The sequence below is a fragment of the Shigella dysenteriae genome, from assembly GCF_022354085.1.
Taxonomy (GTDB): Bacteria; Pseudomonadota; Gammaproteobacteria; order Enterobacterales; family Enterobacteriaceae; genus Escherichia; species Escherichia coli.
Genome location: NZ_CP055055.1, coordinates 1,533,521 through 1,547,400 on the forward strand (window position 1 = coordinate 1,533,521; position 13,880 = coordinate 1,547,400).

At 49.6% G+C, this 13,880-nt stretch carries 13 protein-coding genes; 8 read left to right on the forward strand and 5 right to left on the reverse strand.

The genetic code is table 11. The features are described 5' to 3' along the window. Positions 1–33: 33 nt before the first annotated feature. From acrZ to modC, 4 genes are all read left to right on the forward strand, one after another. A complete protein-coding gene (gene acrZ, locus HUZ68_RS07205) occupies positions 34–183 on the forward strand; it encodes a multidrug efflux pump accessory protein AcrZ (RefSeq protein WP_000891515.1) in 150 nt (49 codons plus the stop codon). A gap of 166 nt (positions 184–349) precedes the next feature. Then, entirely contained in the window at positions 350–1,123 is a 774-nt protein-coding gene (modA, locus tag HUZ68_RS07210) for a molybdate ABC transporter substrate-binding protein (RefSeq protein WP_000101994.1), read from the forward strand. Next, positions 1,123–1,812, forward strand: coding sequence for a molybdate ABC transporter permease subunit (gene modB, locus HUZ68_RS07215; protein WP_000604034.1), 690 nt, complete (start codon positions 1,123–1,125; stop codon positions 1,810–1,812). Before modA ends, modB begins: the two co-directional genes overlap by 1 nt. Before the next feature lie 2 nt (positions 1,813–1,814). Continuing rightward, entirely contained in the window at positions 1,815–2,873 is a 1,059-nt protein-coding gene (gene modC / locus HUZ68_RS07220) for a molybdenum ABC transporter ATP-binding protein ModC (RefSeq protein ID WP_033815347.1), read from the forward strand. Here modC and ybhA read toward each other — a convergent pair whose 3' ends face one another. Beyond that, positions 2,874–3,692 (reverse strand): bifunctional pyridoxal phosphate/fructose-1,6-bisphosphate phosphatase, encoded by an 819-nt coding sequence (gene ybhA / locus HUZ68_RS07225; protein WP_000213425.1) that lies wholly within the window; start codon positions 3,690–3,692, stop codon positions 2,874–2,876. It abuts the gene before it with no gap. Between the two features lie 154 nt (positions 3,693–3,846). Here ybhA and pgl point away from each other — a divergent pair, with 154 nt between their 5' ends. Continuing rightward, on the forward strand, positions 3,847–4,842 hold the full coding sequence (gene pgl / locus HUZ68_RS07230; RefSeq protein WP_033815348.1) for a 6-phosphogluconolactonase: 996 nt from the start codon (positions 3,847–3,849) through the stop codon (positions 4,840–4,842). Between the two features lie 40 nt (positions 4,843–4,882). On the opposite strand, the gene HUZ68_RS07235 is transcribed toward pgl, so the two are convergent. Further along, positions 4,883–5,836, reverse strand: a complete 954-nt coding sequence (locus tag HUZ68_RS07235; RefSeq protein ID WP_001312682.1) for a LysR family transcriptional regulator — start codon at positions 5,834–5,836, stop codon at positions 4,883–4,885. Positions 5,837–6,019: 183 nt separating this feature from the next. On the opposite strand from HUZ68_RS07235, the gene HUZ68_RS07240 reads away from it, so the two are divergent. The 3 genes from HUZ68_RS07240 to HUZ68_RS07250 all read left to right on the forward strand — a co-directional run bounded on the left by HUZ68_RS07240 (position 6,020) and on the right by HUZ68_RS07250 (position 11,025). Next, positions 6,020–7,072: a 4-oxalomesaconate tautomerase gene (locus tag HUZ68_RS07240; protein ID WP_000723652.1), complete on the forward strand. Its 1,053-nt coding sequence runs from the start codon at positions 6,020–6,022 to the stop codon at positions 7,070–7,072. 75 nt (positions 7,073–7,147) lie between these two features. Further along, on the forward strand, positions 7,148–8,581 hold the full coding sequence (locus HUZ68_RS07245; RefSeq protein ID WP_001036475.1) for an anion permease: 1,434 nt from the start codon (positions 7,148–7,150) through the stop codon (positions 8,579–8,581). Between the two features lie 182 nt (positions 8,582–8,763). After that, entirely contained in the window at positions 8,764–11,025 is a 2,262-nt protein-coding gene (locus tag HUZ68_RS07250; RefSeq protein ID WP_033815349.1) for a hydratase, read from the forward strand. Positions 11,026–11,165: 140 nt separating this feature from the next. Here the strand turns inward: HUZ68_RS07250 and HUZ68_RS07255 are convergent, their stop codons facing one another. From HUZ68_RS07255 to HUZ68_RS07265, 3 genes are all read right to left on the reverse strand, one after another. Further along, on the reverse strand, positions 11,166–12,449 hold the full coding sequence (locus HUZ68_RS07255) for a putative acyl-CoA thioester hydrolase (RefSeq protein WP_001091577.1): 1,284 nt from the start codon (positions 12,447–12,449) through the stop codon (positions 11,166–11,168). A 134-nt stretch (positions 12,450–12,583) separates the two neighbouring features. Then, positions 12,584–13,654, reverse strand: a complete 1,071-nt coding sequence (locus tag HUZ68_RS07260) for a tyrosine-type recombinase/integrase (RefSeq protein ID WP_089639290.1) — start codon at positions 13,652–13,654, stop codon at positions 12,584–12,586. Beyond that, on the reverse strand, positions 13,632–13,850 hold the full coding sequence (locus HUZ68_RS07265; protein WP_061351518.1) for an excisionase: 219 nt from the start codon (positions 13,848–13,850) through the stop codon (positions 13,632–13,634). Before HUZ68_RS07265 ends, HUZ68_RS07260 begins: the two co-directional genes overlap by 23 nt. Positions 13,851–13,880: the final 30 nt, after the last annotated feature.

Genomic DNA, 13,880 nt, shown 5'->3' on the forward strand with positions numbered 1-13,880 from the left:
AGAATAGTCTCATGACTATATCTGGAGTTGACCATGTTAGAGTTATTAAAAAGTCTGGTATTCGCCGTAATCATGGTACCTGTCGTGATGGCCATCATCCTGGGTCTGATTTACGGTCTTGGTGAAGTATTCAACATCTTTTCTGGTGTTGGTAAAAAAGACCAGCCCGGACAAAATCATTGATTCCCTGAATGCCCGCTTAGTCGGGCATTTTCTTTTTCTCAACTTCCTGCTTTTCCTGCCGATATTTTTTCTTATCTACCTCACAAAGGTTAGCAATAACTGCTGGGAAAATTCCGAGTTAGTCGTTATATTGTCGCCTACATAACGTTACATTAAGGGGTTACCAATGGCTCGTAAATGGTTGAACTTGTTTGCCGGGGCGGCACTCTCTTTCGCTGTTGCTGGCAATGCACTAGCAGATGAAGGGAAAATCACGGTGTTCGCCGCCGCATCACTGACTAACGCAATGCAGGACATTGCTACGCAGTATAAAAAAGAGAAAGGCGTGGATGTGGTTTCTTCTTTCGCTTCGTCATCTACTCTCGCCCGTCAGATTGAAGCGGGTGCGCCTGCGGATCTGTTTATTTCTGCCGATCAGAAATGGATGGATTATGCGGTTGATAAAAAAGCGATCGATACAGCTACGCGTCAGACACTGCTCGGCAATAGCCTGGTCGTTGTAGCACCGAAAGCCAGCGAGCAGAAAGATTTTACCATCGACAGCAAAACCAACTGGACTTCACTGCTGAATGGCGGTCGCCTGGCGGTTGGCGATCCGGAACATGTTCCCGCTGGCATTTATGCAAAAGAAGCACTGCAAAAACTGGGCGCATGGGATACGCTCTCCCCGAAACTGGCTCCGGCGGAAGATGTTCGTGGCGCGCTGGCGTTGGTCGAACGCAATGAAGCGCCGTTGGGCATTGTTTACGGTTCTGACGCAGTTGCCAGCAAAGGGGTAAAAGTGGTTGCCACCTTCCCGGAAGATTCACATAAAAAAGTGGAATATCCGGTTGCTGTTGTGGAAGGGCATAACAATGCGACAGTGAAAGCATTTTATGATTATCTGAAGGGACCGCAGGCAGCGGAAATCTTTAAACGTTACGGATTTACAACCAAGTAATGATACTGACCGATCCAGAATGGCAGGCAGTTTTATTAAGCCTGAAAGTTTCTTCCCTGGCTGTGCTGTTTAGCCTGCCGTTTGGGATCTTTTTTGCCTGGTTACTGGTGCGTTGCACGTTTCCGGGCAAAGCTCTGCTCGACAGCGTACTGCATCTACCGCTGGTGTTACCGCCCGTGGTCGTCGGTTACTTATTATTAGTTTCGATGGGGCGGCGCGGATTTATCGGTGAACGTCTGTATGACTGGTTTGGTATTACCTTCGCCTTTAGCTGGCGCGGCGCGGTTCTCGCTGCCGCCGTCATGTCGTTTCCGCTGATGGTGCGGGCAATTCGTCTGGCGCTGGAAGGGGTTGATGTCAAACTGGAACAGGCCGCAAGAACACTGGGGGCCGGGCGCTGGCGCGTTTTCTTTACTATCACGTTACCGCTGACCTTACCGGGAATTATTGTTGGTACGGTACTGGCTTTTGCTCGTTCTCTCGGTGAATTTGGCGCAACCATCACCTTTGTGTCGAACATTCCTGGTGAAACGCGAACCATTCCTTCTGCCATGTATACCCTGATTCAGACCCCCGGCGGGGAAAGTGGCGCAGCGAGACTGTGCATTATTTCTATTGCGCTGGCGATGATCTCCCTGTTGATTTCAGAATGGCTGGCCAGAATCAGCCGTGAACGGGCGGGGCGCTAATCATGCTGGAACTGAATTTTTCCCAGACGTTGGGCAACCATTGCCTGACTATTAATGAAACGCTGCCCGCCAATGGCATCACTGCTATCTTTGGCGTCTCCGGTGCCGGAAAAACTTCGCTGATTAACGCCATCAGTGGACTGACGCGCCCGCAAAAAGGGAGGATTGTCCTCAATGGTCGGTTACTAAATGATGCCGAAAAAGGTATCTGCCTGACGCCAGAAAAGCGTCGCGTTGGCTATGTTTTTCAGGATGCGCGGCTGTTTCCACATTACAAAGTGCGTGGCAATCTGCGCTACGGCATGGCGAAAAACATGGTCGATCAGTTCGATAAGCTGGTGGCGCTTTTAGGCATTGAACCGTTGCTTGACCGTTTACCAGGCAGCCTGTCCGGAGGCGAAAAACAGCGCGTAGCGATTGGGCGGGCTTTGCTGACGGCACCAGAATTGCTGTTGCTGGATGAACCGCTGGCGTCACTGGATATTCCGCGTAAACGCGAACTGTTGCCTTATCTGCAACGTCTGACGCGGGAAATCAACATCCCGATGTTGTATGTCAGCCATTCGCTGGATGAGATCCTCCATCTGGCAGACAGAGTGATGGTACTGGAAAACGGTCAGGTGAAAGCCTTTGGCGCGCTGGAAGAAGTCTGGGGTAGTAGCGTGATGAATCCGTGGCTGCCGAAAGAGCAACAAAGTAGCATTCTGAAAGTGACGGTACTTGAGCATCATCCGCATTACGCGATGACTGCGCTGGCGCTGGGCGATCAGCATTTGTGGGTCAATAAGCTGGACGAACCGTTGCAAGCTGCGCTACGTATCCGCATTCAGGCTTCCGATGTTTCTCTGGTTTTACAACCGCCGCAGCAAACCAGCATTCGTAACGTATTGCGGGCAAAAGTTGTTAATAGTTATGACGACAACGGCCAGGTGGAAGTGGAGCTGGAAGTCGGCGGTAAAACGCTGTGGGCGCGTATCAGCCCGTGGGCTAGGGATGAACTGGCGATCAAACCTGGCCTGTGGCTGTACGCGCAAATTAAAAGTGTGTCGATAACCGCCTGATTAAATCAGGTGGCTATAAATGAACTGGGCAATGCTGTCGGTGGTGTTATCACCAATCACAATGTTGGCGCGCGCTTTTACCGCGTCATCGGCGTTGCCCATCGCCACACCTGTACCAGCGGCCTCCAGCATACTGATATCATTAAAGTTATCGCCGAACGCCACGACGTTTTCCATCGACCAGCCTTGCGCCTCAACCCATTTCGTCAAACGTTTACCTTTGCTGTTGCCGCCGCGTGCAATATCAACCTGATCGTGCCAGGACCATTCACACTCCAGTCCCAGTTCATGTTCGACATGCTTACCAAAATGCTGCAATTGCGGCAGGTCATCGTGCGTCAGGGCGAACTTCCATACGGCGTTAACTTGTTGCGCCGTTTCAGCCAGAGAAGCGACTTGTGTGAAAGTCGGACGCTGTTCCGGCGGCAGGGTTTGCGCCCAGTTAGATGTGCGAATGACATGCCCGGTCGGGTGCTCATAGACCATTGCATCATCGACATACATCAGACCGTGAATGTGGTGTTCATTCAGCATCTCAATGAGTTGCAGAGCTTTATTAACGGGCATTGGGTCCGCTTCCAGCACGGTTTTTGCATGATAATCATACAAATAGGTGCCATTACAGCAAATAGCAGGTGTATCCAGCGCCAGCGCCTGATAAAAAGGATGAATAGCGACGTGATGGCGACCTGTGACGATGATTAATTGATAGCCTGCTTCGCGAGCGCGGGCCAGGGCTTCTATCGATGAAGGAAGCAGGGTCTTTTTCGGGGTCAATAAGGTGCCGTCTAAGTCGAGAGCAATCACGCGTGTGGTCATGGCGTATTCCAGATTAAGGTTAAGAATTTTCGTCTGCGCGAATGGTACACCGATACCACTATCGGACAAAATTCTGCGTTTTAATTCAGCATTCACCGCCAAAAGCGACTAATTTTAGCTGTTACAGTCAGTTGCTAAATGCAAAGGAGCATTCATGAAGCAAACAGTTTATATCGCCAGCCCTGAGAGCCAGCAAATTCACGTCTGGAACCTGAATCATGAAGGCGCACTGACGCTGACACAGGTTGTCGATGTGCCGGGGCAGGTGCAGCCGATGGTGGTCAGCCCGGACAAACGTTATCTCTATGTTGGTGTTCGCCCTGAGTTTCGCGTCCTGGCGTATCGTATCGCCCCGGACGATGGCGCACTGACCTTTGCCGCAGAGTCTGCGCTGCCGGGTAGTCCGACGCATATTTCCACCGATCACCAGGGGCAGTTTGTCTTTGTAGGTTCTTACAATGCGGGTAACGTGAGCGTAACGCGTCTGGAAGATGGCCTGCCAGTGGGCGTCGTCGATGTGGTCGAGGGGCTGGACGGTTGCCATTCCGCCAATATCTCACCGGACAACCGTACGCTGTGGGTTCCGGCATTAAAGCAGGATCGCATTTGCCTGTTTACGGTCAGCGATGATGGTCATCTGGTGGCGCAGGACCCTGCGGAAGTGACTACCGTTGAATGGGCCGGCCCGCGTCATATGGTATTCCATCCAAACGAACAATATGCGTATTGCGTCAATGAGTTAAACAGCTCAGTGGATGTCTGGGAACTGAAAGATCCGCACGGCAATATCGAATGTGTCCAGACGCTGGATATGATGCCGGAAAACTTCTCCGACACCCGTTGGGCGGCTGATATTCATATTACCCCGGATGGTCGTCACTTATATGCCTGTGACCGTACCGCCAGCCTGATTACTGTCTTCAGCGTTTCGGAAGATGGCAGCGTGTTGAGTAAAGAGGGCTTCCAGCCAACTGAAACCCAGCCGCGCGGCTTTAATATCGATCACCGTGGTAAGTATCTGATTGCCGCCGGGCAAAAATCGCACCATATCTCGGTATACGAAATTGTTGGTGAGCAGGGGCTACTGCATGAAAAAGGCCGCTATGCGGTCGGGCAGGGACCGATGTGGGTGGTAGTTAACGCACACTAACCGCTGATTTACCCGGCGCAGTCTCTCCTGCGCCGGTGTATTAACCTATCTCCTGTAACGCATGTCTCTGGCGTTCGACGATATTGGTCCACAAATTGTCTTTATCGTCAGTCCACAAATTAATCAGCAAGGCAAAAAAGCGTTCAGCTGCCGGAGAAAGCACGGCATCTTTGCGGCGAATAATCCCCAATGTCCGACGTATAACGGGTTCCACCAGTGGGATACCAATAATCGAAGAATAGGGCGCATGGGGCATTGCCAGACCAGGAAGCGCTGAAATCCCCAGTCCTGCCTCCACCAGTCCTAATGACGTCGAAAGATGACGCACTTCGTAAAACCAGTCCAGCTTCCAGGGCTTGTCGGCTAGCTGTTGTTCTATCAACAGTCGGTTGCCGCTGGAGGAGCGTACGCCAATCATTTTGTAACCCACTAACTCCTGCCATTCTACAAGCTGCTTTTTGGCCAATGGATGGTCACGCCGACAGGCCAGCACGAATGGCTCGTTGACCAGTGGGCTAAAATCAATGGATGAATTTGTGACGTTGTTCATGTTTATGCCAAAGTCTGATTCGTTACATAGCACCGATTCCATGCAATTATTCGTGCCTTGTTCCAGAATCCGCACTTTAATATTGGGATACAGCTCATTAAATTTACCGATTGCCAGCGGTAAAAAATAAAATACTGCGGTCGGAATACACGCTAACGTCACCATACCACGATGATAAGCATTCATATCACGAATATTAAAAAGCGTTTCATCGAATTTCTTTATTAATTCCCGCGCCTCCGGAAGCAACCTTTTTCCTGCTTTTGTTAACGTAACCTTGCGAGTTGTACGCTCAAATAGTTGAATATGTAAATCTTCCTCCATCTTTTTTATTCTTCGCGTTAATGCAGGTTGCGTAATGTTGAGTAATTTAGCGGCATTGTTAAATGAACTGGACTCTGCCAGTATGACAAATGCCTTCATACTTGATAATTCATGCTTCATTATTACTCCGGAAAATGGAAGCGTTGATTTTGGGTGGCTGGCCGTTAAAAATTTTAACTGCATTTAGCCAACTTAAATTAATGAAAAAATGTTATTAATCGTTGAGCTAAAGTCATTAGAGATGCTTTGCCCTTAATGTAACCATATCGCAATAAGTTATGTTTTTAAATTGAGGGCATTATTATGAAAAAAATACCCTGCGTGATGATGCGAGGTGGAACCTCGAGGGGCGCGTTCCTGTTAGCGGAACATTTACCCGAAGATCAAACGCAGCGCGATAAAATATTGATGGCAATTATGGGTTCCGGTAATGATCTGGAAATTGACGGTATTGGCGGCGGTAATCCACTGACCAGTAAAGTCGCCATTATTAGCCGTTCCAGCGATCCGCGTGCTGATGTTGATTATCTGTTTGCTCAAGTTATCGTCCATGAGCAACGTGTCGATACCACGCCTAACTGCGGCAATATGCTGTCTGGCGTTGGCGCATTCGCCATTGAAAATGGTTTGATTGCAGCGACTTCGCCAGTTACCCGTGTACGTATCCGCAACGTCAATACGGGTACGTTCATCGAAGCTGATGTGCAAACGCCAAATGGTGTTGTCGAGTACGAGGGTAGCGCCAGAATTGACGGCGTACCGGGTACTGCCGCACCGGTTGCGCTCACTTTCCTGAATGCCGCTGGAACGAAAACCGGAAAAGTTTTCCCGACTGATAATCAGATTGATTATTTTGACGATGTCCCGGTGACCTGTATCGATATGGCGATGCCAGTCGTCATTATTCCGGCTGAATATCTGGGAAAAACAGGTTATGAATTACCGGCGGAACTGGATGCCGACAAAGCATTATTAGCCCGCATTGAATCTATCCGTCTACAAGCGGGTAAAGCAATGGGCTTAGGTGATGTCAGTAATATGGTTATCCCTAAACCTGTGCTTATTTCTCCAGCGCAGAAAGGCGGGGCAATTAATGTGCGTTATTTTATGCCGCATTCTTGCCATCGCGCGCTGGCGATAACCGGTGCTATTGCTATTTCCAGTAGTTGTGCATTGGAAGGCACCGTCACCCGACAAATCGTCCCTTCTGTAGGATATGGCAATATCAATATTGAACACCCCAGTGGTGCGCTCGACGTTCATTTAAGTAATGAAGGTCAGGATGCCACGACGTTACGCGCATCTGTTATTCGGACAACCAGAAAAATATTTTCCGGTGAAGTTTATCTTCCCTGAAAAAATTCGTTGTCAGGATAAGGACAATCAATAAAGGACTTCTGTATGAGTCATACAGAAAGAACAGGATTTTAAATGAATAAGAAATCGTTATGGAAGCTAATTCTGATATTAGCGATCCCATGTATTATTGGCTTTATGCCAGCTCCGGCAGGATTAAGCGAACTGGCGTGGGTGCTTTTTGGTATTTACCTGGCGGCCATTGTGGGTCTGGTTATCAAGCCTTTCCCGGAACCTGTCGTACTGTTAATTGCCGTTGCTGCCTCAATGGTGGTGGTCGGTAACTTATCCGACGGTGCGTTTAAGACCACCGCCGTATTAAGCGGTTACTCTTCAGGTACTACCTGGCTGGTGTTCTCGGCGTTTACCTTAAGCGCCGCATTTGTGACCACCGGTTTAGGTAAACGTATTGCCTATCTGCTGATTGGTAAAATCGGTAACACCACGCTGGGTCTGGGTTACGTTACGGTATTCCTCGATCTGGTATTGGCTCCGGCAACACCGTCTAACACCGCGCGTGCGGGCGGCATTGTGTTACCGATCATCAACAGCGTGGCGGTGGCTTTGGGGTCCGAACCGGAAAAAAGTCCGCGTCGTGTCGGACATTACCTGATGATGTCCATTTACATGGTCACCAAAACCACCAGCTATATGTTCTTTACCGCAATGGCGGGGAACATTCTGGCGCTGAAAATGATCAACGACATTCTGCACCTGCAAATTAGCTGGGGGGGATGGGCGCTGGCCGCCGGATTGCCGGGCATCATTATGCTGCTGGTTACTCCGCTGGTGATTTACACCATGTATCCGCCAGAAATTAAGAAGGTGGATAACAAAACCATCGCTAAAGCGGGCCTTGCCGAACTGGGACCGATGAAAATCCGCGAAAAAATGCTGCTCGGTGTCTTTGTGCTGGCGCTGCTGGGCTGGATTTTCAGTAAGTCTCTGGGGGTTGATGAATCCACCGTGGCAATCGTTGTTATGGCGACTATGCTGCTGCTGGGTATCGTTACCTGGGAAGACGTGGTTAAAAATAAAGGCGGCTGGAATACCTTAATCTGGTACGGCGGTATTATCGGCTTAAGCTCCTTATTATCGAAAGTTAAATTTTTCGAATGGTTAGCTGAAGTCTTTAAAAATAACCTGGCATTTGATGGTCACGGTAACGTTGCTTTCTTCGTTATTATTTTCCTCAGCATCATCGTGCGTTATTTCTTCGCTTCCGGTAGTGCCTATATCGTTGCTATGTTACCGGTATTTGCCATGCTGGCGAACGTCTCTGGCGCACCGTTAATGTTAACCGCGCTGGCACTGTTGTTCTCCAACTCCTATGGCGGCATGGTTACTCACTATGGCGGCGCGGCAGGTCCGGTCATCTTTGGCGTGGGTTATAACGATATTAAATCCTGGTGGTTGGTCGGTGCGGTACTGACGATATTAACCTTCCTGGTGCATATCACCCTCGGAGTGTGGTGGTGGAATATGCTGATCGGCTGGAACATGCTGTAAATATACTCGTCATACTTCAAGTTGCATGTGCTGAGTCTGCGTTCGCTCACCCCAGTCACTTACTTATGTAAGCTCCTGGGGATTCACTCGCTTGTCGCCTTCCTGCAACTCGAATTATTTAGAGTATATCCATTTATTATCTTTCTGCGCACTTCACGGTGCGCAGATATCTGGAGCATTTAATGATCAAGTTATCTGAAAAAGGCGTGTTTCTCGCCAGTAATAACGAAATAATTGCCGAAGAACATTTCACCGGCCAAATTAAAAAAGAAGAAGCCAAAAAAGGCACTATTGCCTGGTCTATTCTCTCTTCTCATAATACGTCCGGAAATATGGATAAACTTAAAATTAAGTTTGATTCATTAGCCTCTCACGATATTACCTTTGTTGGTATTGTACAGACCGCTAAAGCGTCCGGTATGGAACGTTTCCCGCTGCCGTATGTGCTGACCAACTGCCATAACTCACTTTGCGCCGTCGGCGGCACCATTAACGGTGATGACCATGTTTTTGGTTTATCGGCGGCTCAGCGTTATGGCGGTATTTTTGTGCCTCCGCATATTGCGGTCATCCATCAATATATGCGTGAGATGATGGCAGGTGGCGGCAAAATGATCCTCGGGTCAGACAGTCACACCCGTTACGGTGCATTAGGGACAATGGCAGTCGGTGAGGGCGGCGGCGAGTTGGTAAAACAATTGCTTAATGACACCTGGGATATCGACTATCCGGGAGTTGTTGCGGTGCATCTGACCGGAAAACCAGCGCCGTATGTGGGGCCGCAGGATGTGGCGTTGGCTATCATCGGTGCCGTGTTCAAAAACGGCTACGTCAAAAACAAAGTGATGGAATTCGTAGGTCCCGGCGTTGCTGCGCTCTCTACCGATTTCCGTAACAGCGTTGACGTTATGACCACTGAAACGACCTGTTTAAGTTCTGTCTGGCAAACCGATGAAGAAGCCCATAACTGGCTGGCGCTCCACGGTCGCGGCCAGGATTACTGCCAGCTTAACCCTCAACCGATGGCGTACTACGATGGCTGCATCAGCGTTGATTTAAGCGCCATCAAACCAATGATTGCGCTGCCGTTCCACCCGAGCAACGTGTATGAAATCGACACGCTGAACCAGAACCTGACCGACATTCTGCGTGAGATTGAAATTGAGTCCGAACGCGTGGCGCACGGTAAAGCCAAACTCTCGCTGCTGGACAAAGTGGAAAATGGTCGCCTGAAAGTGCAGCAGGGGATTATCGCGGGCTGTTCTGGCGGTAACTATGAAAACGTTATCGCCGCAGCAAATGCGCTGCGCGGTCAATCCTGTGGTAACGACACCTTCTCGTTAGCGGTTTACCCGTCATCACAGCCAGTATTTATGGATTTAGCCAAAAAAGGTGTGGTAGCAGATTTGATTGGCGCAGGCGCAATCATCAGAACCGCGTTCTGCGGCCCATGCTTTGGCGCGGGCGATACGCCAATCAACAACGGTTTGAGTATTCGCCACACCACGCGTAACTTCCCGAACCGCGAAGGCTCTAAGCCAGCTAATGGGCAGATGTCAGCGGTGGCGTTGATGGACGCTCGTTCTATCGCTGCGACTGCGGCAAACGGTGGCTATTTAACTTCTGCCAGCGAACTCGATTGCTGGGACAACGTGCCGGAGTACGCCTTCGATGTAACGCCGTATAAAAACCGTGTTTATCAGGGCTTTGTTAAAGGGGCAACTCAGCAACCGCTGATTTACGGACCGAACATTAAAGACTGGCCGGAATTAGGTGCGCTGACTGACAATATCGTCCTCAAAGTGTGCTCGAAGATCCTCGACGAAGTGACCACCACCGACGAACTGATCCCTTCCGGTGAAACCTCTTCTTATCGTTCAAATCCGATTGGTCTGGCGGAGTTTACCCTGTCACGCCGCGATCCAGGTTATGTTGGCAGAAGTAAAGCGACTGCTGAGCTGGAAAATCAGCGTCTGGCGGGGAATGTCAGCGAGCTGACAGAGGTGTTTGCGCGCATTAAGCAGATTGCTGGTCAGGAGCATATTGATCCGCTGCAAACTGAAATTGGCAGCATGGTCTATGCGGTGAAACCAGGCGATGGTTCTGCGCGTGAACAGGCGGCGAGTTGTCAGCGTGTGATTGGCGGTCTGGCGAATATTGCCGAGGAGTACGCGACTAAACGCTATCGTTCTAACGTCATCAACTGGGGGATGTTACCTCTGCAGATGGCGGAAGTGCCAACCTTTGAAGTGGGGGATTACATTTACATCCCTGGCATTAAAGCGGCGCTGGATAATCCGGGTACGACGTTTAAAGGTTATGTGATCCATGAAGATGCGCCGGTAACGGAAATTACGCTCTATATGGAAAGTCTGACTGCTGAAGAGCGCGAGATTATCAAGGCGGGTAGTTTGATTAACTTCAATAAAAACCGTCAGATGTAAAAAGCGCCATGTGAATGTAGGTCGCATTCGGCACTTATTGTCGGATGCGATGCTGGCGCATCTTATCCGACCTACAAATCGCATCGAACCGTAGGCCGGATAAGGCGTTTACGCCGCATTCGGCAAATAGTTAATAGCTCTTACTTCTTCGCCTCTGCAACCACTTTGCTACCCACGCCGCGGTTATTGTATTCCCACATGCGGTTGTAGTTAGTGTCATTCAGATTGCGCTGTATTTCGTCGCTATCGTCAACGCTGCCGGTGTTACCCGCAAACGGACGATTAGAGATCACCGCATCGCCCCACGGTTTAGCCGTGTTAAAACCTTCGTTGATGGCGCTATCACGGATCACCACCTGACCGTTGGTATTGGCATCAACATCCAGCGAGCGGCCCAGTTGTGCCACGCCATCACCGGAAGCATTGAAACGGCTGTTTACGGCGAGGAAACCGTAGTAAATGTTGGACAGCGTAGCCGGTGCAAACACATACGCTTCTTGCTGAGTACGTGAGTTCACCACGCGGAATTCGGTGTTATCGAACACCACTGCGCCGCGACCAGAAACGATATCCACATCCCCTTCAATGTAGCTGTTGGTCACCAGCGTACGCGGCTGACGATTCGTTTCCAGACGGTTCTGCACACCGCTGTTGGTGACAAAGAAGGTGTTCTGACGACCGAGAATGTTAACGTTGTTAATCTGTACCTGGTCACCGTCAGTACGCAGTGCCACCGCCGGATGGTTACCCGCATCTACGCTATCACCCAGCGTGTTTTCGATGGTCAGGTTTTGCAGTTGCAGGCCATTGTTTTGTGACCAGAAGACCGCAGAACACAGAACACCGATACTGTCGCTGCGTTTGCTCTGGCAGCTATCGTACATATACCACGCTGGTTTACCTGGCATATATTTGCCGCGCGGGTTGACGTCGTGACGCCAGTCGGCAGGGCTCATACCCCCATCAAGGGAAAGCCCAATCTTCACATCAATCGGTTTTTCACCTGTACCGTACAGAGTAATTCCACCCGGAGCGGCAGGGACATACACCGTTCCCTGATACTCACCAGGCATCACGGCAATATACTGGCGCTTGTTGGTACGCTTGATAATTGCCGCATCTACCGCCGCCTGAATCGTGGTATGCGTTACACCTTGAGTACCCGCCGGGCCGACAACAAAGTCAGGTTGCGCAGGCAGGGTTATCGGGGACGGATTCCACGCTGCAGCACCTGGTGTCAGGGATGCAAAATAGTGTTGCGCATCGAAATTCTGCGCTTCTTTTGCCGACAGAATCGGGCGAGAAGAGGTACCAGGCGCAGTTTGATCAGAAGGACGTTGATCGGGTGGTGTTGAGCTACAGGCGGTCAGCGTCACGCCAAAAGCCAATGCCAGCGCCAGACGGGAAACTGAAAATGTGTTCACAGGTTGCTCCGGGCTATGAAATAGAAAAATGAATCCGTTGAAGCCTGCTTTTTTATACTAAGTTGGCATTATAAAAAAGCATTGCTTATCAATTTGTTGCAACGAACAGGTCACTATCAGTCAAAATAAAATCATTATTTGATTTCAATTTTGTCCCACTCCCTGCCTCTGTCATCACGATACTGTGATGCCATGGTGTCCGACTTATGCCCGAGAAGATGTTGAGCAAATTTATCGCTTATCTGCTTCTCATAGAGTCTTGCAGACAAACTGCGCAACTCGTGAAAGGTTGGCGGATCCCCTTCGAAGGAGAGACCTGATGCTTTTCGTGCGCGCATAAAATACCTTGATACTGTGCCGGATGAAAGCGGTTCACGACGAGTAGATGCAATTATGGTTTCTCCGCCAAGAATCTTTTTGCATTTATCAAGTGTTTCCTTCATTGATATCCCGAGAACATCAACATGCAATGTTGTTGGGATGGCAATTTTTACGCCTGTTTTGCTTTGCTCGACATAAAGATATCCATCTACGATATCAGACCACTTCATTTCGCATAAATCACCAACTCGCTGCCCGGTAACAACAGCCAATTCCATTGCAAGTCTAAGCCAACATGGTGATGATTCTGCTGCTTGATAAATTTTCAGGTATTCATCAGCTGTAAGTCTTGATCTCCTTACCTCTGATTTTGCTGCGCGAGTGGCAGCGACCGGGTTTGTTGTTATATGGCCTTCAGCTATTGCCTCTCGGAATGCATCGCTCAGTGTTGATCTGATTAACTTGGCTGACGCCGCCTTGCCCTCGTCTATGTATCCATTGAGCATTGCCGCAATTTCTTTTGTGGTGATGTCTTCAAGTGGAGCATCAGGCAGCCCCCTCCTTATTGCTTTAATTTTGCTCATGTAATTTATGAGTGTCTTCTGCTTGATTCCTCTGCTGGCGAGGATTTTTTCGTAGCGATCAAGCCATGAATGTAACGTAACAGAATTATCACTGTTGATTCTCGCTGTCAGAGGCTTGTGTTTGTGTCCTGAAAATAACTCAATGTTGGCCTGTATAGCTTCAGTGATTGCTATCCTCCTGTCTCGACCTAATCCAAACTCTTTACCCGTCCTTGGGTCCCTGTAGCAGTAATATCCATTGTTTCTTATATAAAGATTAGGGGGTAAATCCCGGCGCTCATGACTTCGCCTTCTTCCCATTTTTGATCCTCTTCAAAAGGCTACCTGTTACTGGTCGATTTAAGTCAACCTTTACCGCTGATTCGTGGAACAAATACTCTCTTCCGTCCTTAATCGGTGGTGGGAATATCCTGCACTCGCGTACCCATCGACGAACTGTTTCAAGGCTTCTTGGGCGCCGCTGGCGTGCGTTCCACTCCTGAAGTGTCAAGTACATCGCAAAGTCTCCGCAATTACACGCAAGAAA